The organism is Akkermansia sp. N21169 (genome assembly GCF_029854675.1).
Lineage (GTDB): Bacteria > Verrucomicrobiota > Verrucomicrobiia > Verrucomicrobiales > Akkermansiaceae > Akkermansia.
In genome coordinates, this window is the sequence record NZ_JARWNC010000040.1 from 181,121 (window position 1) to 204,558 (window position 23,438).

General features: G+C 51.6%; 18 protein-coding genes and 1 tRNA gene. 6 read left to right on the forward strand and 13 right to left on the reverse strand.

The annotated features are described in order from the left end of the window. Positions 1–16: 16 nt before the first annotated feature. The 4 genes from gyrA to QET40_RS09970 all read right to left on the reverse strand — a co-directional run bounded on the left by gyrA (position 17) and on the right by QET40_RS09970 (position 9,696). Positions 17–2,647: a DNA gyrase subunit A gene (gene gyrA / locus QET40_RS09955; RefSeq protein WP_280127015.1), complete on the reverse strand. Its 2,631-nt coding sequence runs from the start codon at positions 2,645–2,647 to the stop codon at positions 17–19. Positions 2,648–2,679: 32 nt separating this feature from the next. Beyond that, positions 2,680–5,238, reverse strand: a complete 2,559-nt coding sequence (gene gyrB / locus QET40_RS09960; RefSeq protein ID WP_280127016.1) for a DNA topoisomerase (ATP-hydrolyzing) subunit B — start codon at positions 5,236–5,238, stop codon at positions 2,680–2,682. Between the two features lie 149 nt (positions 5,239–5,387). After that, entirely contained in the window at positions 5,388–8,561 is a 3,174-nt protein-coding gene (locus QET40_RS09965; protein WP_280127017.1) for an efflux RND transporter permease subunit, read from the reverse strand. A gap of 10 nt (positions 8,562–8,571) precedes the next feature. Continuing rightward, on the reverse strand, positions 8,572–9,696 hold the full coding sequence (locus tag QET40_RS09970; protein WP_280127018.1) for an efflux RND transporter periplasmic adaptor subunit: 1,125 nt from the start codon (positions 9,694–9,696) through the stop codon (positions 8,572–8,574). Positions 9,697–9,950: 254 nt separating this feature from the next. On the opposite strand from QET40_RS09970, the gene QET40_RS09975 reads away from it, so the two are divergent. Both QET40_RS09975 and QET40_RS09980 read left to right on the forward strand, forming a co-directional pair. After that, a complete protein-coding gene (locus tag QET40_RS09975; RefSeq protein ID WP_280127019.1) occupies positions 9,951–10,691 on the forward strand; it encodes an SDR family NAD(P)-dependent oxidoreductase in 741 nt (246 codons plus the stop codon). Positions 10,692–10,792: 101 nt separating this feature from the next. Beyond that, a complete protein-coding gene (locus QET40_RS09980; RefSeq protein ID WP_280127020.1) occupies positions 10,793–11,383 on the forward strand; it encodes a MarC family protein in 591 nt (196 codons plus the stop codon). 85 nt (positions 11,384–11,468) lie between these two features. On the opposite strand, the gene QET40_RS09985 is transcribed toward QET40_RS09980, so the two are convergent. From QET40_RS09985 to QET40_RS10010, 6 genes are all read right to left on the reverse strand, one after another. Beyond that, on the reverse strand, positions 11,469–11,756 hold the full coding sequence (locus QET40_RS09985; protein ID WP_280127021.1) for a hypothetical protein: 288 nt from the start codon (positions 11,754–11,756) through the stop codon (positions 11,469–11,471). A gap of 123 nt (positions 11,757–11,879) precedes the next feature. Further along, on the reverse strand, positions 11,880–12,200 hold the full coding sequence (locus QET40_RS09990) for a polymer-forming cytoskeletal protein (protein ID WP_280127022.1): 321 nt from the start codon (positions 12,198–12,200) through the stop codon (positions 11,880–11,882). 44 nt (positions 12,201–12,244) lie between these two features. Beyond that, the gene (gene frr / locus QET40_RS09995; RefSeq protein WP_280127023.1) at positions 12,245–12,811 is read right to left on the reverse strand and encodes a ribosome recycling factor; all 567 of its coding nucleotides are present in this window, start codon (positions 12,809–12,811) and stop codon (positions 12,245–12,247) included. A 27-nt stretch (positions 12,812–12,838) separates the two neighbouring features. Then, positions 12,839–13,567 carry a UMP kinase gene (gene pyrH, locus QET40_RS10000; RefSeq protein ID WP_280127024.1) on the reverse strand — a complete coding sequence of 243 codons (729 nt, stop codon included), beginning with the start codon at positions 13,565–13,567 and terminating at the stop codon, positions 12,839–12,841. 106 nt (positions 13,568–13,673) lie between these two features. After that, positions 13,674–14,621, reverse strand: coding sequence for a mechanosensitive ion channel family protein (locus QET40_RS10005; protein ID WP_280127025.1), 948 nt, complete (start codon positions 14,619–14,621; stop codon positions 13,674–13,676). 123 nt (positions 14,622–14,744) lie between these two features. Next, positions 14,745–15,368 (reverse strand): peroxiredoxin, encoded by a 624-nt coding sequence (locus tag QET40_RS10010; protein ID WP_280127026.1) that lies wholly within the window; start codon positions 15,366–15,368, stop codon positions 14,745–14,747. A 273-nt stretch (positions 15,369–15,641) separates the two neighbouring features. Between QET40_RS10010 and QET40_RS10015 the strand changes: the two genes are divergently transcribed. The 4 genes from QET40_RS10015 to QET40_RS10030 all read left to right on the forward strand — a co-directional run bounded on the left by QET40_RS10015 (position 15,642) and on the right by QET40_RS10030 (position 19,694). Continuing rightward, positions 15,642–17,366: a hypothetical protein gene (locus tag QET40_RS10015; protein ID WP_280127027.1), complete on the forward strand. Its 1,725-nt coding sequence runs from the start codon at positions 15,642–15,644 to the stop codon at positions 17,364–17,366. A gap of 119 nt (positions 17,367–17,485) precedes the next feature. Continuing rightward, positions 17,486–18,232, forward strand: a complete 747-nt coding sequence (gene fabG / locus QET40_RS10020; protein ID WP_280127028.1) for a 3-oxoacyl-[acyl-carrier-protein] reductase — start codon at positions 17,486–17,488, stop codon at positions 18,230–18,232. A gap of 99 nt (positions 18,233–18,331) precedes the next feature. Next, positions 18,332–19,525 carry an SUMF1/EgtB/PvdO family nonheme iron enzyme gene (locus tag QET40_RS10025; RefSeq protein WP_280127029.1) on the forward strand — a complete coding sequence of 398 codons (1,194 nt, stop codon included), beginning with the start codon at positions 18,332–18,334 and terminating at the stop codon, positions 19,523–19,525. A 92-nt stretch (positions 19,526–19,617) separates the two neighbouring features. Then, positions 19,618–19,694 (forward strand) — tRNA-Met (locus tag QET40_RS10030). A 469-nt stretch (positions 19,695–20,163) separates the two neighbouring features. On the opposite strand, the gene QET40_RS10035 is transcribed toward QET40_RS10030, so the two are convergent. The 3 genes from QET40_RS10035 to QET40_RS10045 all read right to left on the reverse strand — a co-directional run bounded on the left by QET40_RS10035 (position 20,164) and on the right by QET40_RS10045 (position 22,895). After that, complete coding sequence (locus QET40_RS10035; RefSeq protein ID WP_280127030.1) at positions 20,164–21,312, reverse strand: acyltransferase; 1,149 nt, start codon at positions 21,310–21,312, stop codon at positions 20,164–20,166. A 441-nt stretch (positions 21,313–21,753) separates the two neighbouring features. Continuing rightward, the gene (locus tag QET40_RS10040; protein WP_280127031.1) at positions 21,754–22,602 is read right to left on the reverse strand and encodes an MBL fold metallo-hydrolase; all 849 of its coding nucleotides are present in this window, start codon (positions 22,600–22,602) and stop codon (positions 21,754–21,756) included. Continuing rightward, positions 22,599–22,895: a DUF1330 domain-containing protein gene (locus QET40_RS10045; protein ID WP_280127032.1), complete on the reverse strand. Its 297-nt coding sequence runs from the start codon at positions 22,893–22,895 to the stop codon at positions 22,599–22,601. The genes QET40_RS10040 and QET40_RS10045 overlap by 4 nt, the downstream gene beginning before the upstream one ends. Positions 22,896–23,438: the final 543 nt, after the last annotated feature.

Below are 23,438 nucleotides of genomic sequence, written 5' to 3' on the forward strand. Positions count from 1 at the left end.
TGAAAGAATGTTTCTTTTATTCTTCCGGAGTAGCGGCGTCTCCGGATTCGGGTGTTTCACTGTTTTCCGAGACGTTTTCTTCATCCGTTCCTTCGGATGTTTCATCATCATCGTCGGGAATGACGATGGAAATGTCCTGAATGGTTTCGCCGTCTTTGAGGGTCATGAGTTTGACTCCTTGGGCGACGCGGCCTGTTTCGCGGATGGTTTCTACCTTGATGCGGACGGATTGTCCGGCAGTAGTCATCAGCATGAGTTCGTCTGTTTCTGAAACGACTGTGGCGGAAACAACCTTGCCGGTTTTGTCCGTGCAGTTCATGGTCTTGACTCCGGTACCGCCGCGGCTTTGGAGGCGGTAGGCGTCGAAACCGGTGCGTTTGCCCAAGCCGTTTTCCGAGGCGACGAGGAGGGTTGCCGATTCGTCCACGATGGCGAGGGCAACGACATAATCGCCGGGACGGGGACGGATGCCGCGAACGCCGATGGTATTGCGTCCTTGGTCGCGCAGGTCGCTTTCATTGAAGCGGATGCTCATGCCGTCGTGCGTGACGAGGACAATTTCGTTGTTGCCGGATGTGAGGACGGCATTGACGAGGCTGTTGCCTTCTTCCAGGTTGATGGCGATGATGCCGGCTTTGCGATAGTTGCGGAAGTCATTGAGACTGGTCTTCTTGACAGTACCGTCTTTAGTGGCGAAGACGACGAAGCCGCTTTCTTCGCCGAAAGTGGTATCGTTGCCGTTTTCGTCTACTTGGCGTTCAAGGCGGAGGATGGCAGCGATATTTTCTTCCGGTTGGAGGTCGAGCAGGTTCTTGATGTTACGTCCCTGGGCGCTACGTGCGGCTTCATCGATTTCATACACGCGGTCCACATAAACGCGGCCGGTGTTGGTGAAGAACATGATGTAGTCGTGGTTCTGTGCAGCGAACAGGTGCTCGATGAAGTCGGCTTCCTGATCTTTTTTGGCGGCTTTGGTCGTAGCGGCTTTGATGCCTTTGCCGCCGCGGGCCTGGACGCGGTATTCAGCGGAGTTGGTCCGCTTGATATAGCCGCTGTGGGTGATGGTGACGATCATCGAGTCGTTCGGGATCAAATCCTCGATAGCCATGTCTCCTTCGAAAGGAATGATGCGCGTCACGCGCGGAGTGGCATACTTGGTCTTGATAGCCTGAAGTTCGTCTTTGACGATGCCGAGTACGCGGGATTCGTTGGCCAGGATATCGAGGTAGTCCTTGATGAGGACCATGAGTTCGGAATAGTCGTTGTTGATCTTGTCCGATTCCAGTGCGGTGAGTTGGTAGAGGCGCAAGTCGAGGATGGCGTTGACCTGGCGTTCGGTGAAGACATAGAGGCCGTTTTGAACGGAAGGCTGGGAACGGATCAGGATACCGAGACCTTCTGCCGTTGCAATGGGGAATGTATAGGCCTGCAGGCGCTGGCGGGCTTCATCGCGGTTTTTGGAGTCGCGGATGATATGGATGAAGTCATCCATGTGGCCGAGGGCGAGGAGGAATGCTTCCAGGCGTTCGGCATCTTTTTCTGCCTCGTTGAGGAGGTGGCGCGTACGGCGGACGATGACTTCGCGCCGGTGCTCGATGTAGAAGTTGATGGCATCAAGCATCGTGAGCGTCTTTGGCCGGTTGTCGTGAATAGCCAGCATGTTCACGGAGAAGGATGTCTCCATGGAGGTGAGCTTGTAGAGCTGGTTGACGACGACTTGGGGACGGGCATCGCGTTTTAGTTCGATTTCGATGCAGGTCTGCTCATCGGAAAGGTCGCGGAGTCCGGAGATATCGGTAAGTATTTTCTCCTTGCAGAGTTCGGCGATACGTTCCTGAAGGACAGCTCGGTTGACTCCGTAAGGGACTTCCCGGATAATCAGAAGGTCTTTGCCGGTGTCGGATTGCTCAATATCGATTTTGCCGCGAATACGGACGGAGCCGCGACCCGTGCGGAAGTAGCTGTCGATGCCGGAGAAGCCGAGCAAATCCCCTCCGGTCGGGAAATCAGGCCCTTTGATGTGCTGTCGGAGTTCTTCGACGCTGATGTGGGGATTGTCGATCGTCGCGCAAATGCCGTCGACGACTTCTCCCAGGTTGTGGGGAGCCATATTGGTGGCCATGCCGACGGCGATACCGGTGCCTCCGTTGACGAGAAGGTTCGGGAAGGCGGATGGGAAGACTGTCGGTTCGGTTGTCGTTCCGTCGTAGTTGGGCATGAAGTCGACAGTATCTTTGTCGAGGTCGGCCATCATGGCCATTCCCATGCCGGAGAGTTTGGCTTCCGTGTATCGGGATGCGGCGGCGGGGTCTCCATCGGGTGTTCCGAAGTTGCCCTGTCCGATGACGAGGATGTCTCGCATGGACCAGTTCTGGGCCATGTTGACGAGTGTTCCGTAAATAGCCGCGTCGCCGTGGGGATGGTAACTACCCATGGTGTCACCGACGATTTTGGAGCATTTACGCGTTTTTCCACCGGGTGCAAGGTTGAGTTCCTTCATAGCGTAAAGGATACGCCGCTGGGAAGGTTTCAGCCCGTCACGAACGTCCGGTAGAGCGCGGGAAATGATGACGGACATGGAGTAGTCCAGGAACGAGGTGGAAAGCTCGCTGGCTACATCCACGGGTTTGATGCGATTGGTGTCCATTGATCAAAAAGGGGTAGGTGATGTGGTGGGAATCAGATGTCCAGGTTGCGCACGTTGAGAGCGTGATCCACGATGTAGTTCTTACGGGGTTCGACGACATCTCCCATGAGAATGGTGAACATTTCGTCGGCTTGGACAGCGTTGTCTTCGTTCAGGATGACGCGGAGAAGTTCGCGTTTTTCCGGATCCATCGTCGTTTTGAAAAGGTCTTTGGCGTCCATTTCGCCGAGACCTTTGAATCGTGTGATTTCAACGCCTCTCTTGCCGATGTTGATGACGCTCTGGAGGATATCCATAACGGAGAAGAGCGGCTGGATTTTCTGTTTTTCTCCCTCGCCTTCTATGAGTTCGAAGATCGGGTTGTCTTCGGACATCAGCATGTTGGCAGGGATACCCAGTTCTTCCAGGCGTGCAAGCGTGCGGGTGATGGCTTTGGCTTCGTGGAGTTCGTGTGTCAAGGCCCGGCGGCTGGGACCTTCTCGTTCCGGGAGAGGATTGGCGAGAAGCTCTTCCTCGGTTGGTTCTCCGAAGATGCATAGGTCCCGGTTGGCATCGGAGAAAGCAACGAGCGCTTCCGTGTTGTGGAAGTACTGAATGGATTCGTCGTTTCCACAGCGGATTTTGACGAGGTATTCCGGGAAGTCTCCATTGATTTCCCGGTGTTTGATGAGGTCTTCGAAGGATCCTCCCTGCATTTGGACGGATTCCGCGTAACGCTGCAGGTTGATGAGAGTTTCGAGGATGGAGAAATGCTCATCGGGCGTGAAAGTGCGGGAACCGTCGGCCATCCTGAGGGTGACGTCATTGACGGCCAACTCGATGAGCTTGCGGTTCAGGGCGATTTCGTCCTGGACGTATTCTTCTTTTTTCTTGCGGATAACGCGGTAGAGCGGAGCTTGAGCGATGTAGAGGAGCCCAGCCTTGACGAGTTGCGGCATGTGGCGGCAGAAGAAGGTTAGCAGGAGGGTCCGGATGTGGGCGCCGTCGACGTCGGCATCGGTCATGATGATGATCTTGTGGTAACGCACCTTTTCCAGATTGAAGGAACCTTCGTCGTCACCTTCTCCGATACCAGCGCCGATGGCCGTGATCATGTTCTGGATTTCCTTGTTGGACAGGGCCTTGTCCAGCCGGGCCTTTTCTACGTTGAGCACTTTGCCTCGCAATGGAAGAATTGCTTGTGTACGACGGTCTCGTCCCAGTTTGGCGGAGCCGCCTGCGGAGTCACCTTCGACGATGAAGAGTTCGCATTTCTTCGGGTCTCGGTCGGAGCAGTCGGCCAGTTTGCCGGGGAGTCCACCGACTGTTAAAGCACTCTTGCGGACGGTTTCCCGGGCCTTGCGTGCGGCTTCGCGGGCACGGGCGGCATTGATGCTTTTATCGATGATCTTGCGTGCGATGGCGGGGTTTTCTTCGAAGAACGTTTTGATTTCTTCGTACACGACGTTACTGACGACTCCTTCGATTTCCGTATTGACGAGTTTGTCCTTGGTTTGCGAACTGAAGCGCGGGTTGGGCATCTTGACCGATATGACGGCGACAAGGCCTTCCCGCACGTCATCGCCGCTGAGCGAGGGGTCTTTGTCTTTTAGGAGGCCGTTGGCTTTGGCATAGGTGTTGATGACGCGTGTCAGGGCGCTTCGGAAGCCGGACAGGTGCGTGCCGCCATCTCCATTGTAAATGGAGTTGGCAAAGCAGAGGATTTGATCGACGTAAGTGTTGTTGTACTGGAAAACGACGTCGACGAGTACATCGTCGTTCATTTTCTTGCCATCGTATTCGACTTCCACCTCACGGACGCCGGAGATGGCGATGGGTTGTTCAGTGATGAGTTCTTTGTTTTCGCCGAGTTGACGTACGAATTCGACGATGCCGTCTTTGTAGTAGAATTGTTCCTTGCGTTCCGGCGTCTGGCGTTCGTCCCGGAGTTCGATGATGAGTCCGGGGTTGAGGAAGGCGAGTTCGCGGAGGCGCGTTGTAAGCATTTCGAACTTGAACTCAATGGAGTCCGTGAAGATCGTAGCATCGGGGAAGAATGTAATCGTCGTACCGGTGACGCCGGCAGGCGCCGTGCCGATGACCTTGAGCGGTTCCGTTGTACGACCGCGTTCGAACTTGATCATGTAGCGTTTGCCGTCGCGGCGGACTTCAGCTTTGAACCAGTCGGCCAGAGCGTTGACGCATTTAGCCCCTACACCGTGCAGGCCGCCGGAGTATTTGTAGGCTCCCTGCCCGAATTTACCGCCCGCGTGCAGGTTGGTCAGTACCAGCTCTACCGCCGGGATTCCAAATTTGGGATGGATGTCGACGGGGATGCCACGGCCGTTGTCGGCTACGGACAGAGAACCGTCTACATGGATGATGATTTCGATTTTTGAACAGTAACCGGCAAGGTGTTCGTCGATGGAGTTGTCCAGAACTTCAAAGACACAGTGGTGAAGCCCCCTGAGATCGGGGTCGCCGATGTACATCCCGGGACGTTTTCGAACGGCTTCAAGCCCTTCCAGCTTGTCAATCTGCGCTGCTCCGTATTCCTGTTGTGCTGTTGTGTTTACGGACGTATGAATAGGCTCGTTGGACTCGTCTGACATATCAGAGAAAGGCTAGGGGAAGAGCGGGTTCAATGCAAGCAAGAAGGCAGTCAGTACGAAGGGAAAAGGACAAAAAAACTACAGCCGGCCCCCTCGTCCGCGTTTGTGCGAGGGGACCGGTTACAGGGGGGGGATAAAAGGGTGGATTTTTACTGGACAGACGGGTCGGTCGCAGTTTCGTCCGGAAGTTTTTCCTGATTTTTTTGAGGGTGTATTCTACCGGACCTTTTAACCTTGTTGCGCGTAAATTCCCGCATGCGCTGGAACATGGAATAGAGGCCCGGAATGAGGAGGATGCCGACGCAAGTGGCGCAGATCATGCCATAGAAGGTTGTGATGCCGATGGCCTGGCGGCTTGCGGCACCGGCTCCTGTGGCGATAACCATCGGGAATACACCGATGATAAACGAAATGGCTGTCATTAAGACGGCGCGGAAACGCTGGCTTGCCCCGTTCAGAGCAGCCTGCTGGATCGTGGCTCCTCGTTCATGGTCTTCTTTGGAGAATTCGACCATCAGAATGGCGTTTTTACTTGCCAGCCCCACGAGCATGACCAAGCCCAACTGGGCGTAGATACTCAGTGATGAACCGCAGATGAGCAGGCCGGCCAGCGCTCCCATGATGGCGACGGAAACGGAGACGATCACCGACATGGGCGTTGTCCAACTTTCATACTGCGCCACAAGGAACAGGTAGCCGAAGATGAAGGCAAGCATCATCAGGAAGAGAATCTGTCCGTCATTTTCGCGTTCCTGGTAGCTCATGTCTGTCCAGGCAATGGAGTAATTGGCCGGAAGCTTCAGGCTTTCGATCTGCTTCATGATTTCGCCGCTGCTGGAACCGGCTTTGATGATGCACTGGATATTGGCGCACATGAGCTGGTTGTAACGGGTGATTTGTCGAGGTCCGGTGATGTAGGAAAGTGTGGCTACGGAGCTGAGGGGTACCATTTCGCCTTCATTGTTCTGAATGTAGGTACTCATGATATCCCTGATGCCGACGCGTTCCTTGGTGTCGGACTGGATCTTTACCTTAAAGGCATAGCCGTCCATGTTGAAGTCATTGACGTACAGGGAGGCCAGTTTGCCCTGAAGGGTGGAAAAGATGCGATTGACCGGCACGTGCATGGTTTGGGCTTTCTGGCGGTCCAGGTGCATGAAGAGTTGCGGTGTATTGGCTTCATAGGACGAGAAAGCCGTGACGACGCCGGGAATCTTCCGGATTTGATCCAGCATGTCGTTCATGTGCTGTTCCAGCTGCTTGGGTGTTTCATCGCCGGCTGCCTGCAGCATGAAGGAAATGCCGCCTGTGACACCGAGACCCATGATGGCGGGCGGGCTGAAGACTTTGATGTTTGCCGAGGGAATTGTGGCCAGCATGCCTTGGGCCTTGCCGAGAAGGGCGTCAATTTGAAGATCCGGGGTTGTGCGTTTGTTCCAAGGCTGGAGTTGGACAATGCACATGCCGACGTTTTCACCGCTGCCTCCAGTGAAGCTGAACCCGGTAACGGAAGAGACTTGGCGGACACCCGGCATTGCCATCAGCATGACTTCCGCCTGGGTGCGGGCCTCTTCCGTACGGGACAGAGCGGCCCCCGGAGGAAGCTGGATGTCGACGAAGAGCGTGCCTTTGTCTTCCTGAGGCAGAAAGGACGAGGGAAGGATTTCGAATAACTTCCAGTCGGCAAAAAGGACGGCAGCCAGGGCCAACAGAGTCAACCAGGCGCGACGGACGAATACGCCGGAGATTTTCAGATAGGAACGGCGGGAGAACTCCAGAGTAGCATTGAAGGGGCGGAAGATATTGAATCTTCTTTGCTTTTTCCTCTTCTTCAAGAGCATGACGCAAAGGGCCGGACTGAGTGTCAGTGCATTGACGGCAGACAGGCAGAGCGCCACGCACATAGTCACGGAAAACTGCAGGTAGATATTGCCGACCATGCCGCCGATGAACGCGATCGGGATGTAAATAGCGACAGTAACCAGGGTTGTGGCAATGATTGCTCCCGTGATTTGATGCATACTCTTTTTAGTAGCTTCCAACGGGGAGAGCCCTTCCGTATCCATGAGACGGATCGTGTTTTCTACGACGATGATGCCGTCATCCACGAGAGAACCGATGACGAGGATTAGCCCGAACATGGTCAGTACGTTGATGCTGAAACCCAGCGGCAGGAGGATTACGAAAGTGCCCAGAAGGGAGACCGGAATAGCCAGTGCGGGAATAAGTGTGGCACGCCAGTCTTGCAGGAAGAGGTAGGTGATGCCGACGACGAGAAGCAAAGCGATGACGAGTGTTTCGATGATCTCGTACATGGTCGCTATGATGTATTCCGTCGGGTCGTAACTGACCTCGTAAGAGACGCCGTCGGGAAAGGATACTTTAAGCTCTTCCAGCGTTTTTTTGACGGTTTTCATCGTCTCCAGGGCATTGGAGTCGTCATTGCGGTAAACGGCCATGTTGACGGATGTCTTGCCGTTGGCCCGGGAGCTGCCGGTGTAGCTTTCCGCGCCCAGTTCGATGCGGGCGATGTCCCTGATCTTAACGATATCGCCGTCATCGTTGGTACGTACGATGATGTTGCTGAATTCTTCGACGGTTTTTAGACGTCCTGTGACGTTGACTTTGTATTGGACGAAGGAGTCGTTGGACTGGTCTCCTATGGAACCGGCTGCAGCTTGGATGTTCTGTTCGCGGATGGCGGCGGCAACATCGCCAGGGGTGATATTCAGTGCGGACATGCGGACGGAGTCCAGCCAGATGCGCATGCTGTAATCCTTGGCTCCCATGATGTCTGAACTGGCGATGCCGTCGATGCGGGCAATGACGTCTTTGACGCGCGTTTTGACATAGTTGTTGAGCTGGAGGTTGCTCATTTTTTTCGGATCTGCCCGGAAGGAGAAGAATCCGAGAATGTCAGAGGTACGCTTTTTGATGGTAATACCCTGGTTGACGACTTCTGTCGGCAAGCTGTGTTCGACGCGTTTTAGAGCGTTTTGGACATTGACCATGTTGATGTCCGAGTCCGATCCGCTTTTGAAGGTGATATTGACGGAATAGCCGCCGCTGTTGTCTGAAGTGGACGAAAAGTAGAGCAGGTTTTCCAGCCCGTTGAGTTCCTGTTCCAGCGGGATGCCCACGGTTTCCATAACCGTTTGGGCGCTGGCTCCTTCGTATGTGGTGCGGACGTTGATGGTCGGAGGGGCGATTTCCGGATATTCTGCAATGGGGATGCGCGATACGCAGATGACGCCGGCCAACACCATGAGAATGGCGATGACGATAGCGAATTTAGGCCGGTGGATGAAAAGTTCCGAAATCATGGCTAATAGCTCAGTTGGATTCTACGGGAATGACCGTGGCGCCGGGGCGGGTCTTGTGCTGACCGTCTACGATGACGATGTCGCCTTCCTTGATGCCGGAACGAATGCACTGGCGGTTGTTCATCATATTGCCGAGAAGGACATCTCTCTGTTCGACGATATTGTCGCTGTTGACAATGTACACATAGCATTTGGTATCGTCATACATGATGGCGGAGATATTGACGGAGGGGAGGGATTCCACTTCCTTCTTGGAGAGATCGACAGTGACGATGCCGCCAGGGGTAAGGTTGCCTTCCGGGTTGTTGAATTTGGCCCAGATAGTGATGGTATCCGTCGTGGGTTTGATCTTGTTGTCGATCATGGCGATAGAGCCGGATGTCGGGAAAGGTTTGCCATCGGCAAGTTTCAGGTGGATGACGGCGTTTTTCTTCATTTCGTCCGTATTGCCGAAGAGAGAAAGAAGGTCTCGTTCGCTCATGGGGAAGCGGACGTACACTTGATCCATGTTGGTGACGGTAGCCAGCGTACCGGATTGCGGAGTGATGTAATTACCTCGTGAAAAGGTGGTTCGCCCGATTTTTCCGGAGATGGGCGTGGTTATTTTGGTGTAGTTGAGATTGTCGTAAGCGATAATGAGTTGAGCTTCCTCGGCTTTCTTCTGGGCTTCCAGGGCTGCCATGGAGCTGCGGGCATTTTCGACGGTATCCTTGGAGACGGAGGCGTTTTTAACCAGTTTTTCGTAGCGTTCCAAATTGGCCTTGGCGTAGCTGAGTTTAGCCTGAGTTTGGGCGATTTGCGCTTCGACGTTCATGACGTTGGCCTTATACTGGGTGTCTTCAATTTCGAAGAGAAGCTGGCCCTCCTTGACAATGTCACCTTCCGTGAAGTGCTGGGAAAGGATGTTACCCGATACTCGGGGTTGGATGGCAACCGTATCAATGGCTTCAATCTGGCCGGTGTAGGGCTTATTGATGGCATTTCTCATGAGCGAAGCCTTTTCTGTTAATACGGTACTGGCAGGCGAATGGGTTGGGGCGGGAGTGTCTGCCGCCGGACTTGGCGTTCCCATGAAAAGGAAGATGGCAAGGAGGCTGGTAACGCCGGGGGACAGAAGAAAAGGAAAAAATTTCATGGGGCTGGTTGTTGGTCGTGATGTTAGATAGTTGATTTATTAAACTATTGTCAAATGCAAATAGTTTCATGAGTTGAGCATTTTTTGGGAATACTGACACGAGTTCTGCCTTTGTCTGGTTTTGGATGTCGAGGGCAGGAGGAGGCTGGTTGAGGGGGAATTCAATGTTTTCTTAACGGAGGATACTTTTCAATTAGCGCGGAAGGAGTTGATAATCATTGAATCTGTCCTCTGTCCCCTGAATGATTCAGGCAATGAATGCTTACAAGTTCAATAGAAAAGTTGCCGTCATGATGGGAACCTCTCGCGGTATGCTCCGTCAGGTAGGTATCTTGATGGCATCAAAGGGAATCAGTTTGGCAATTTTTGACAAGGATGGAGCTGCAGGTGAAGAGCTGATTAGTCTCCTCCAGGGTTGCGGACACCTCCTTTTCATGGGAGAAATGAAATCCAGGAACGATCTAGCATCCTTTGCTCACTTTATCCAACTTCAATACGGCCGGGTAGACTATATGGTCAATAGTGCGGCTTCTGGGCGCGAACTGGTAGAGGTGGATGAGGGGGGAGATGATGTTCTGAAGGTACCTCAAGAAGCTGCCCGGAGTTTTTTGGCCCGCATGTTGAAAGAACAGTTTACCAACGGTGCTTCCATTATCAACCTGGGTGAGGTGCGATCGGCTGTTTCTTGTTGGGAGACGCCTCACAAAGGAAACTACCGCGAAAATCCCTATGTGTTTTCCCAGAAATCTGGTATCTCTCTATCTGTGAGGATCAGCCATGTGATCCCAGTCGGTAGGCCGGACTGTGGAGGTGTATTGGATGAAAAGACGGCTCAGACGATAATGGCTCTCTGCCTGTCGCTTCATCGCTCCTCAGAGGTACGCGAGACGATCGTGGTGGATGCTTCCTTGCCGTATGCATTCGAATACTATGGTCGCGGCTTGGTCAATGTGCAATCTGCGGAAGCAGATGTCGATTACTTGGCTGTTCAATAAAGAGAGAGAATCCATGAGAATTGGGTTGAAGACGGGATTTGCATGTTCAATGCAGGCTGATGAGGCTTGCCAGCGATGGATTTGACGCTATGTTGGGCGACATGGATTTGATCAAAACGGCTGTACTCCTCTTTATCGTGCTGGATCCACTGGGATTAGTGCCTGTCGTGCACAGCATGATTGCCGGGTATTCGCCCAAAAGAAGGAAGCGAATCCTGGTTCGTGAATCTCTGTTTGCATTGGCGATTCTTCTTCTATTCTTGTTTGCCGGCAATGCTTTGATGCAATTTTTGGAGTTGGAGCAATCCGCCCTGAACATTACGGGAGGGATCCTCCTTTTCATGGTATCCATTGGCATGGTATTTCCCAATAAGTCCGTAACATCTTCTTCTGGAAATGATGAAGTGATCGAACCGTTCATTGTTCCGATTGCCGTGCCTCTGATGGCCGGTCCGTCTGCAATAGCTATTATCCTGCTGCAATCTTCGGCTGCCCAGGATGCCGTGGAGATGTCTTTGCTGGGAGGGGCTGTGTTCCTGGCGTGGCTGGCGGCGGCTGTTGTTCTGTACTTGTCCCAATATCTCATTAAGTTTTTGGGAGACCGTGGGATGGTTGCTCTGGAACGTCTGATGGGAATGATTTTGACGATGATTTCCATTCAGATGTTCTTGAATGGGTTGCATCAAGTGTAAGGTCCCGGTTTTCGTACCAACGAAACAGCCATTCCGTTATCCGGAATGGCTGTCTTTTTGATTGGCTTTCAAAGATTAGAAAAGTTTATTTCTTTACTTCAAGTCCGATTCTGTTCAAGTGCTTATTGGCAGAGTCAAGACGCTTTTGCTCGCGTTCTTGGCGAGCTTTTTCGGCTTTTTCTTCCTGAGCCTTTTTCTGTTCGGCTCGTTTCTTGGCGGCTTCCTCTTTTTTCTGTTTGAGGCTCTTTTTCAGATCTTCCTTGGATGTAGGAATTTCCTTGCCGTCTTTGTCGACGATTTTAAGGCTTTGAGCCGTTGCAAGACCGGGGGCAAGAAGCATGGCTACAGTGAGCAGGTAGGTAACAATTTTCATGGATGTGGTGATTGTTAAGATGAATCTTATGTTGTGTTTGACTCAGGGATGGGCCTGCATGTTCATAAAAAAGCGGAGGGGAAGTTCCCTCCGCTGAAAAGATCAGGGGATTGGAAAAATGGATTAACCGATTTCCGTGCGACCGGAAAGCTGGGCTCCCTCTTCCATGGAGAGAGTCTTGGTGTGGACATCTCCGCGGAGGCGGGACTGGCGCTTGAGTTCGCAACGCTGGGCATTGACCTTGCCTTCGACATTGCCGTAAATGCGGACGTCTCCGGCGGTGATATCGCCTTTGATTTCGGCGGATTCGCCAATGGTTACCGTTCCGCGCTCGGATGAGATTTCGCCTTCGATTTTGCCATCGATGTGCATGTCGTTGGTGAAGCGGATGGTACCGTTGATTTCAATGCCGGCTGCAAGGAAATTGGTGATGGAATCAGTCATGGGAAAATGATTGGTTGACGGTGAGATTGGATGAGAGAAGAGGATCAAACGGTCATGATGTCCTTTTCCTTGGCGGCAAGGATTTCATCAATGGATTTGACGGTTTTGTCCGTCAGCTTCTGGACTTTGTCCTCCAAGGTGCGCTGGTCATCTTCCGTGATGGTGTTATCGGCTTTGAGTTTCTTAAGGCTGTCCATGCCTTCGCGCCGACTGCCACGGGCGCGAACCCGGGCTTCTTCCGCTACGCTTTTGGCGTATTTGACAAGGTCTTTGCGGCGTTCTTCGGAAAGTGCCGGGATGGGTACGCGCACGGAACGGGCATCGATGACGGGATTGAGGTTCAGGCGGCTTTCGTTGATAGCGCGTTGAATGTCATTGAGCGTGCCCGGGTCGAACGGCTGGATGAGAATGCTGCGGGCATCGGGAGTGCTGATGACTGCCATGCTTTTAAGCTTCATGCTGGAACCGTAGCTGGCGACCATGACGTCCAGGTTTTCTACCAGTGAGGGAGAAGCTTTGCCGGTACGGATGCCTGCGAATTCACCGTGGAGGTATTCGATGGCTTTTTGCATGCCGGCTTCGACATTGGAAAGTACTGTGTTAGCGTCCATGATTAAAGTAAGGTATGGGTTGGTGGGTTAGGAAATGACTGTGCCAATGGGTTCTCCCATGAGAGCCCGGGTAATGTTGCCTTCCGTGTGCATATCGAAGACGATGATCGGTTTCTTGTTGTCCATGCAGAGAGTGAAAGCAGTGGAGTCCATGACTTTCAATTGGCGGGAAATACATTCCTGATAAGCGATTGTATCAAAACGTTTGGCATTATCCACCTTTTTCGGGTCGGCATCATAGACACCGTCGACGGAAGTGGCTTTCATAACGACTTCAGCGTTGATTTCGCTGGCGCGCAGAGCTGCCGTCGTATCCGTAGAGAAAAACGGATTGCCGGTACCGGCGGCAAAGATCACGATTTTACCTTGGGAGAGGTCTTCCTTGGCCTTGAGGCGGATGAACGGTTCGGCCACATTCTTCATTTCGATGGCGGACTGAACAATGCAGGGAACGCCGCAACGCTGGATGGCACTTTGCAAAGCCAAGGCGTTCATGACCGTAGCAAGCATGCCCACATAGTCTGCCGTGGCGCGTTCCATGCCGCGGACGCTGGCTTTGGCCCCTCGCCAGAAATTGCCGCCTCCGACGACGAGCCCGAGTTCAATGCCGGAAGCCTGGTGGGCATCGGCGATTTCCTGGGCGATGCGGGCAACGATTTCCGGGGAAATATTATCCATGCTGCCTGGGCTGCGTAGGGCTTCTCCGCTCAGTTTGAGCAGGATCCTTTTGAAGGGAGGATGGTGGGCGTCTGTCATCAGTGTACTGCTTACGGCTCCAGCTTGAAATTTTGCGGAGCAAATGAAAAGCTAAAAGAACGCTGATGTGGCGATTTCGTTCGATTTTCGGACAGAGGACTCTCTTTTAATCACGGGAAGCCGCTTCGGAGGAGACTAGCGTAACGGGAATGGAGTTGTTGCGGGCGTCGATGCTGATGATCGGGAAGGGGATGGAAATGCCTTCCTTGTCGAACTCTTTTTTGATTTGTTTGGCCAGATCCATGCGGAGCTGAGCGTAGTTGTCCCGCTCGCACCAGGCGCCGACGGTGAAGGCGATGCCGGAATCCTGAAATCCGGAAAACAGGATACTTGGTTGCGGGGTATTCAGGCAGAGGGGTTGATCGGCAAGGATCTTGTTGAGCAGGGCGAGGACTTTATCCAGGTCGCTGCTGTAATCGACGGAGAAGTCGATGTCGCATCGCCGGGTTTCGAAGCGGGTGATGTTGCTGACCGGGTTTTTAATGATCATTTCATTGGGAACCCGTACCATGGTGTTGTCCGGCAGGCGTATTTGGACGGACATGAGGTTAATGGCATCCACTGTACCGCGGATGCCGGTGATTTCTACGATGTCGCCGAGGTTGATTTGTCGCTCGCCGACGAGGAAAAGTCCGCTGATGATGTTGGATAGCGAAGTTTGTGACGCAAAGCCGACGGCTACGCCGATAATGCTTGCGGCACCGAGCAGAGTCACAATATCAAATCCCAGCAGGGCGAACGCTTCGACGATGATGAGGATGAATCCTCCGTGACGGATGATTTTGAGGAGCAAGGCCGAGGCCTGCGGTGACATGTGCCTTCGGAACAGTGGGGCAAGAACCTTGCAGAGGATGATTAATGCTACTGAGGCGACAGTCAGCCAGATAGCTGCATGAGCCAGGTTGCTCACGAGGGAGTCTACTTCCTTGGCTTTCATCCAATCCGGCATGTTCATGAAATTTTCAATGTCCTTGACGGGATCGACGGGTTTAGTGGGAGGTGGCTCCGGCGTTTCGGCGGCTGCGGCGAATGAAAGGGAGGATGGAGTTGGCATTGTTAATTGACTTTATGTAAAAAATAACCTGGATCGATCAATATGAAAAGGCGGAATCCTTGTGGATTCCGCCTCGAAGCATGAACCGTTTCCCATGGCGGGAACCGGATTCCAGTCAGGATGTTATTCGCTGAGATAGGAAGCGACACCTTCGTGGGAGGGTGTCATGGCACGTTGACCTTCATGCCAGCCGAGAGGGCAGACTTCACCGTATTGCTCGAAGTGTTTGAGGGCATCGACCATACGGAGGGTTTCTTCAATGGAACGTCCAAGGGGCATGTCGTTGATCAACTGGTGGCGGACGATGCCTTGCTTGTCGATCAGGAAAAGGCCGCGGTAGGCGACCATTTCACCTTCCACGTCTACGTTGCCTTCTTCGTCGATGAGCTGTTCCCCGGCGAGAACGTCGTAGTTGCCGGCAATCGTTTTGTTGATGTCGGAGACGATCGGGTATGTGACGCCTTGGATACCGCCTTGGCTGGTCGGGGTGTTAACCCAGGCCCAGTGGGAGAATTCGCTGTCCGTCGAACAACCGATGACAGCAACGTCGCGTTTTTCAAATTCAGCCAGTGCATTCTGGAAACCGAGGAGTTCGGTCGGGCAGACGAAGGTGAAATCCTTCGGATAAAAGAACAGGACAACGTATTTCTTACCCTTGTACTGGGACAGGGAGAAGTTTTCGACGATCGTTCCGTTGACGACTGCGTTGGCACTGAAATCAGGGGCTTGTTTTCCTACGAGGAGCATATTTTTTATGGGTTGGTTGAATGTGTATTGGAATAATTCCAATTTTTATCTTTCAGTCAAGATTTTTAATTAGGGCTGCCTAAAACATGACATTGTTGACGGATTGGACTTCTCGACGGATGAGGTTGTTCAAAAAGTCCGGAGGACGTACACTCTTTCGGAAGTTTTCTCTGTTTTTACAGGGTGCGTCGTCATTTCAATACCCGTACCGGATGCTTTGTCTTGTTCCTTTTCTCTTGAACAAGTTAACGGTTCTATCACATTGTATTGCCCATGTCCAAGCGGAAACAGGAGCAATGGTCCAGCAAACTGGGCGTGATTTTTGCCGTTGCCGGAAGTGCTGTCGGGTTGGGAAACTTTCTTCGTTTTCCGGGGCTTGCCGCTCAGTACGGAGGAGGAGCGTTCATGGTCGCGTATGTGATTTCTCTGATTTTGCTTGGGGTGCCGGTGGGATGGGCGGAATGGTCTCTCGGCCGCCGCGGAGGACTGATGGGAAGTAATTGCGGTCCCGGCATTCTGTGGAAGCTGACCCAGGGGTCGAGTCTGTGGAAATTTCTGGGAGTCATTACCATTCTGGGACCTACGGCCGTAGCTTTCTACTATATTCCGATTGAGGCATGGTGCTTTGGCTATATGTGCAAACTGCTTGACGGAACGGAGGCTTTTTCAACGATCGGCGAGACGAGACAGGTATTTGGCGATTTCGTCGGAATTGCTGGCGACGGGGCGGCACTGACGGGAGGAAGCCTGCTTGTCATCGCCTTGCTGGTAAGTGTTGTTTTGAATCTCGGCATTGTGTATCGCGGGATTTCCAAAGGGGTGGAAATGTTCTGCCGATGGTCGGTGCCTATACTGCTCGTTATTTCCCTGATTCTGCTTGCGAGAGTGTTGACGATCGGGACTCCCGATCCAGCCTATCCGGACAGGAATGTCGAAGAAGGCCTGGGATATATGTGGAACCCTAACAAGACTCTGCTGGAGGAACGTGTGGAAACGGACGGTGTCGAGTCCTGGAAGGTTGTTTCCATGGCTCCGGTGACTAATCCGCAGGCCATGAAACAATTGCATGAAAAAGTAAGTGCTTCGGAAGGAAACCTGCGATTGACGGAAATGACCGTGTGGGAGGGCTTGAAGAATGTGGAATTGTGGATTGCCGCAGCCGGGCAGGTGTTCTTGAGTCTGTCGGTAGGCACAGGGTTGATATTGACATATTCCAGCTACTTGAAGAGGAAAGATGATATTGCTCTGAGTTCTCTGACCGCAGTGGCTTCCAATGAGGTCTGCGAGGTTACGATTGCCGGTATGATGACCATTCCGGCGGCAGTCGCATTTTTCGGAGTAGCCGGTGCGGCCGGGCAGGGGACGTTTGCCTTGGGCTTCATGACTCTGCCTCAGGTATTTGCCAAGATGCATATGGGAGGGGTCTTCGGCGTATTGTTCTTCATGCTGTTGTTTATGGCGGCGGTGACGAGTTCCATTTCCATGATGCAGGTGGGGTTGGCTTATTTTGAGGAATTCATGGGATTGAGCCGGAAAATGGCTGTTGTCGTGTTGGGCTTTTTCACCTGTTGCGGAGCAGGTGTCGTGACGTGGTTCAGTCGTGATCTTCTGGCATTGGATACATGCGATTTCTGGATCGGGACGATGTGTTTCTTTCTCAGTGCGATGGTGGTGATGATCCTGTTTGCCTGGAAGATGAATATCAAACGGGGTTTTGCAGACTTGAATAGCTACTCCCAGATACGGATTCCTCGCTTCTATATGTGGATCATGAAGTATGTGACTCCTACTATGCTGGTTACTCTCTTTGTTGGGTGGCTGGTACAAAATATATGGGTGAAGAGGGCTCCTGCTCTGGAGGCATTGCTGCAGGGAGAAAAAGGCGCCGTTGTTCCAGTCGTTTTCCTGCTGTGTTATCTGGCATTTCTGTTGTGCGTGACGGCTGCTTCTTCTCGTCATAAGAAGTGGGTTTCCATGAAGGATCCGGATGAGATGTGACTTTGTGCATGCTGGCTTTCCGTGAAGAGAGGCGGACAGGGGAGGAATTGTGAGGGGATGCGCCATGCTTGTCTCTTTCGGCTTGCCCGTGGCGATGAAAATGGCTTTATTATCAGGCTATGCAGAAACTTGCTGGAAAAATAGCCGTTGTTACGGGTGCTGGCCGGGGAATCGGCAACGCCATTGCCCGCCGCCTCGCCACCGAAGGAGCCAAAGTCGTCCTGATCAGCAGAAGTCCCTCCAGTTGCGGAGGAGCCGCCAACGAAATCAATAAGGAATTTCTCGGCTCCTGCAAGGCCTTCCCTTGTGATGTTTCCGATTACAATGCCGTCCAGGAAACAGCCTCCGCTATCCTCAAGGAGTTCCCACAGATCGACATTCTCGTCAACAATGCGGGAATTACGCGTGATACACTGATGCTCCGTATGAAAGAAGAGGACTGGGACCAGGTGATGGATACCAACTTGAAAAGTGCCTTCAATCTTGTCAAAGCCTTCCAGCGCATTTTGATGAAGTCTTCTGCCGGCCGCATTATCAATATGAGCTCTGTCATTGGTCTCGTCGGTAACGTAGGACAGGCCAACTATGCCGCCTCCAAGGCAGGATTGCTCGGATTTACCAAATCCATCGCTCAGGAATTTGCTCCGCGCAAGGTGACGTGCAACGTCATTGCTCCTGGATTCATTTCCACGGAAATGTCCAATGCCATTCCGGAGAATCTCAAGGAGGAAATTCTCAAGAAAATCCCCCTCAGGGAACAGGGATCGGTCGAAGACATTGCGGCTCTTACAGCCTTTTTGGCTTCTGACGATGCCCGTTACATTACGGGACAGGTCATTGCCTGCGATGGCGGGATGACCATGTAATCCCACTTTCGGGAAACGGATACGGAGCCTTCCTTGTTCCTCATGCAACTCCCGGTCCGATCTTTATATCCTCTGATTCTAGGGCTTGCAGGAATTCATATGTTGTTGTCCTGCAAGCCCGGTTCCGGCGTTTCCGAAATGACGGATGACGCCCGGAGGATTATGGACTCCCAGAACTGGGGAGAGGAGGAAGCGGCTCGCCAGGAGGCGGAAAGTCGAAGGAATGCTCCTGCCGAGATTGCCGTACCTGCCGGACTGCCGTCTCCGGAATTGTTGCCGACAACACGTGCCATCTATGCCCGATTGCAAGAAAATGCCTCAGATCATCTGGAAACGGGAGGCCAGGGTCAGGAGAGCCGGATGCAACCGTATTCGGAAGTGGTGTCTGCGGCGGATGGTTCTTCTCTCTCCATGGTGCCCGTTCCTGCTGGCTCTTTCCTCATGGGGAGCCCCGATGATGAACCTCTCCGCAAAGCGGATGAAGGACCTTTGCGGCGTGTCCATCTTGATGGATTCTGGATGTCCTCCATTGAAATCCCCTGGGAAATTTATACCGCATTCATGGAGAATGGGCGTCCTCGCTCCAAGGCTGGCGTTTTGTTGGAAGAACGTCCGGATGATGAACTTTGGGATGCCGTCACCCAGCCGACTGCTCCCTACACCGCAATGAACCTGGGTATGGGGCATGGGTATGAAAAGGGAATGCCTGCTATTGCCATGTCGCATTATGCTGCTTCCAAGTTTTGCGAATGGCTCAGCGCGCAGACGGGACACTATTATCGTCTGCCGACGGAAGCAGAGTGGGAATATGCCTGCCGTGCCGGTTCCTCGGGAGCCTATTGCTACGGTAATGGCGAGGATAAACTGGATGACTATGCCTGGTATTGGAACAATGCCGATGACCGTTATCAGAAAGTTGCTTCCAAAAAGCCCAATGCCTGGGGTTTGTATGACATGCACGGCAATGTGGCGGAGTGGACGCTGGATACCTACCTTCCCGATCGTCCGCGTGCCCGTGACGGAGAGCCCCTTCGCAATCCCTTGGTGATGGTTCCGGGACAACAAGGGCATGTCGTCAAAGGCGGTTCCTGGGATGATGACCCCGATCAACTTCGGAGCGCGGCCCGCGTTAAAAGCCGTCCTGAGTGGAACATGCAGGATCCGCAAAATCCTAAAAGCCTTTGGTATCTTACTGACGGAGGGATGATCGGATTCAGGATTGTTCGCCCTGTGACTTTGCCTGATGCCATCACCGTTCACCGGTACTGGAACTCTTCCAAAGGGATACCGTAAGAAAAATTCAAATAATATCTATTTCTTCTTGACGCAGGGCAAGATCGGCGTATAAAAGCCCTGCGCTCCTTAATTGGAGATGGCTACTAAATCGCGGGATGGAGCAGCCAGGTAGCTCGTCAGGCTCATAACCTGAAGGTCACAGGTTCAAATCCTGTTCCCGTAACCATTTGAAAAACCCTGCAAGCTTTCGGCTTGCAGGGTTTTTCGTGTCTAAGGCAGCTTGATCCAACGTCAAAATGGGTGGAAACCGTTGTTTTTGAGGATATACCTCGGAGACGATAGTTGACCAAATTCCTGCATCCGTAGGTTTTTTGCTGAATCTTCTTTTCCTTAATTGTTCTTGAGTTACTCTTCTTATTGCATGTCATAGACTAATGGATATAGCGATCCATCACGGAGGCCTGATTCGAACGATATATCCAGGAACGAAGAGGAGGGAAACATCCAGCTCGTGACAACGAGAAACTCCTCTAGTATGTCCGTGAGAATCTATCCCAAGAGCTTCATTGTCCTGCCGTTTTTTTGCACGGAAATTCTAAGACGGATCACATAATCCTGAAGGATAACGGATTGTTGTCAATAACCAATCTTAGGGAGGCTGGATGCAAGTAACGCATCAAAGAAGCAATACTGAGTTAGTTTTTTGCGCTGATTTTTTTCTTCAGGAATCTGTCTGTTAAGTATTTTCGAACAGGCATATCGTACCATCTTAAGCAGACATAGGCTAAAACGATGCTCCCGATTACAACAGCTACCGCACCGGGCAACGATTCTCTGAAGGTAAGATTTCCGTTCTTTACCCATGCATAATACAGGTAGATAAAAGGGTAGTGTACCATATACAGAGGGTAGGATATATTTCCCAGGAAGTTGCATATTTGCCTCGTAAAGTTGTCGGTTGTCTTGCCCGAGGCACCGAGATAGACGAGAATGGGGAAAAAGACGGCGAAGCATGCGGTATCATACACACCGTTCATCCACAGATGTTCTTCTCCGCCTATACGTGGAACGGACAGGAGGGAGACGATAGCCAGGCTGCAGATCCAAAATGCTCCTTTAATGTGAATAGGTTTGAAAAGCCGGATGAGAAGTAATCCCGCAGAGAAGGAAAACATGAGCCGCAGGAATCCTCCGGTAAAATCCGTCCCGTTTAGAGAGAACCCGGCGCATATGTCGCCGTAAGGTCCCAGTATTGCAAACGTTGCCAAACCACATCCGGCAACGAAAACCAGCAAGGATAGATTTCTGGTCGAAAGCTTGCGGATGAACAGGGCATAGAGGATATTGCCTATGTATTCGAAAAACAGAGACCAGCTTGGGCCGTTCAAAGGATACATTTCCCCCAATCCTCGAATTTCCGTCCGCGGAGTTGCAGGGATCAGTAATGTATTCACAAATGTAGCGATGAACAAAGCCGTAATGCTTACTACCGATACGTCCCATACGGAACACCCCTGGAAATAGAACATGATTGCTCCGATGACGGCGCCCATGACAACCATCGGATGCAGGCGTATGACTCTGCGCTTGAGGAATTCCTTGATCCCCATTTTTCCCCAGCGATCATCATAAGCATAGCCGACCACGAATCCTGACAAGATAAAGAAGAAGTCGACAGCCAGATAACCATGGTTGATTCTTTGGTCGACATGGCTGGTGGCAAAAGCTTCGAATATATGGAACCATACGACCGTGATGGCCGCCACCCCGCGTAACCCATCAAGAATATTGTAATGCTTTTTTGTATCCGCAAATGCAGCCGTAGAGATTTGTGCTTCTAGCATGGAATAAAATTCTGATATTCTAAAATGGTATCTTGGAAATGTGTTTCCTTGAATGGATGATACCGATATGTTCCTCGTTAATACGCGCGAGGCTATGTACTTCTTTCACTCTTGGAGAGAAACGAGAATTCTGCGCGCCATTCGCAAAATTGGTTTGTACAAATTTCTCTCTAAGAAAATAACTTTCCTTGTTGTTCCGTGAGGCCTTCTTCTCCCTTTTCAAGATAGCGCTTCACCATTTTCTCAAGGTTAGACGACTTATTCCGCAGCGTAGGCAAGTCAAGCCTGCATTACCCGTTCGTTCGTAGAGATCAATCCATTTTTTCCTCCCATTTGGATCCATTTTCATTATTTCTTTCTACTTCAGAATTGAAACGATGTCTATGAATCACACAACTTAGGAACCCATGTTTCCGGGGAAGGGAATAAGGTGAACGGAATTTACCCCTTGTCTTTTACCTCCTGCAAGTGAACGAAAACGGATTTGCGGAACAATGGATTCTGTTCCAGCTGTTCCAGATTCAGGAGGTGGCAGACTTTCATGAATTGCCTATCGGGAGAATCCTCGGGATGGCTTCGAATTACCTGACGAACCGCTGAATTGATTTTAGACTGCTTGTCCAGAGCTAGGAGGAGAGCTTGCCTGCCGGATTCCTTGTTTCTGACCTCATCCCACGCAGAGAGATACAGACTTATATCATCCAGAGCCAGGATCTTCTTCAAGGTACTTTCGGTCTGTTCCGGGCTGATGTAAATGGGGATGTCTCCGGGAACAGGAATGGCATCACCGGTAAAAAGAGCTCGTTCTTCCCGGAACAGGAAGCACTGAGAACCATGCGAATGACCGGACGTGTCCAGCACTTCCAGAGTAATGCCGTCTTCACAGGAAACGACATCACCCTCACGGATGAATTCGTTTATTTGGACGGACTCATTGAGTAGGGAATGGAAATTGGGAATAGGTCGATCCTTGAACTGCTGTTCGATGTCCTCTATCCAGCCTCGTTCTATAGCGGAGGCATATACCTTGCACCCGGAAAGCCTCTTAATGGCTGCAGCCCCTCCAATATGGTCAGGGTGCGAATGCGTCAGAAAAAGGCCGTCGATTTCTTCAACGCTTCGCCCCAGAGAGGCAAGATATCCGGAGACCTCTTTTTCAGATCCGGTCACACCAGAGTCAACCAGATATATTTTTTCCCCGATGATAAGAAAAATGTGCACGAAGCGGCGAAGATCCGGCGTTACCTGGAAATCAATTCGCAGGCAATAAATATGAGGGCTGATTTTCATAACCCTTCTGTAATAAAAGCATTTGTTTTCACACACTCCGTACGCAAGGCCATAATCCGGCGGTATTCCTCGCTGGCAAAGCATTCATCCAGCTTTTCACGACTCGGGAACCGGATGATAATCATCCGATCCGGCGTCCTTTCACTGGTAAATGCCGTAATGTCCTCCGTACGTACAAGGTATTCTCCTCCAAAACTTTCTACAATCGGCTTTACCTGCTCTATGTAGGAATCATATGGAGTCCTGTCCAACATCTCGTCCATATAAATCGTGACAATGAAATAGGCGCTCATAGTATTTTCATATTGTACCTGATTTGGCTTGAAGAGCCATGTTAAAAGATGGAATGTCATACTTTATATGCGTGGGCTGAATTAACAGACAGCAATTTTAATTCTCCCAATAGATCTACCCATTTTGAAATTGTCAAGTTGGAGAAATACAATTGCGGCGAATTTTAAAGAAATTCTGCAAAACAGCCCCGCCGTAGACTTGGCGTAATTTCTTTCAAGCATCAACTGATCCTTTAGTTGAGAAAAGACAGTTTCGATTCGTTTTCGACTCTTGGAATAGAATTGAGAAAGCACTTCCTGGTGTTTTTGATTTTTACGAGAAGGCCCCTTAAGTTCGATTTGGCAAGATTCAAAAGATCCAACTGAATCGATAAGCTGATGTATCCTAATATGACGATTACTAGAACAGTATCCATTACAGGAAATATAAAGATAGAGTTTTTCAATGATAACTATTTGAGTGACGGTTCCTACTTGAGTCCCGATTCCGGAAGTGTCGTATTTTACTGTAAAAATATTACGGGAGATACCGGACTGTTGAGC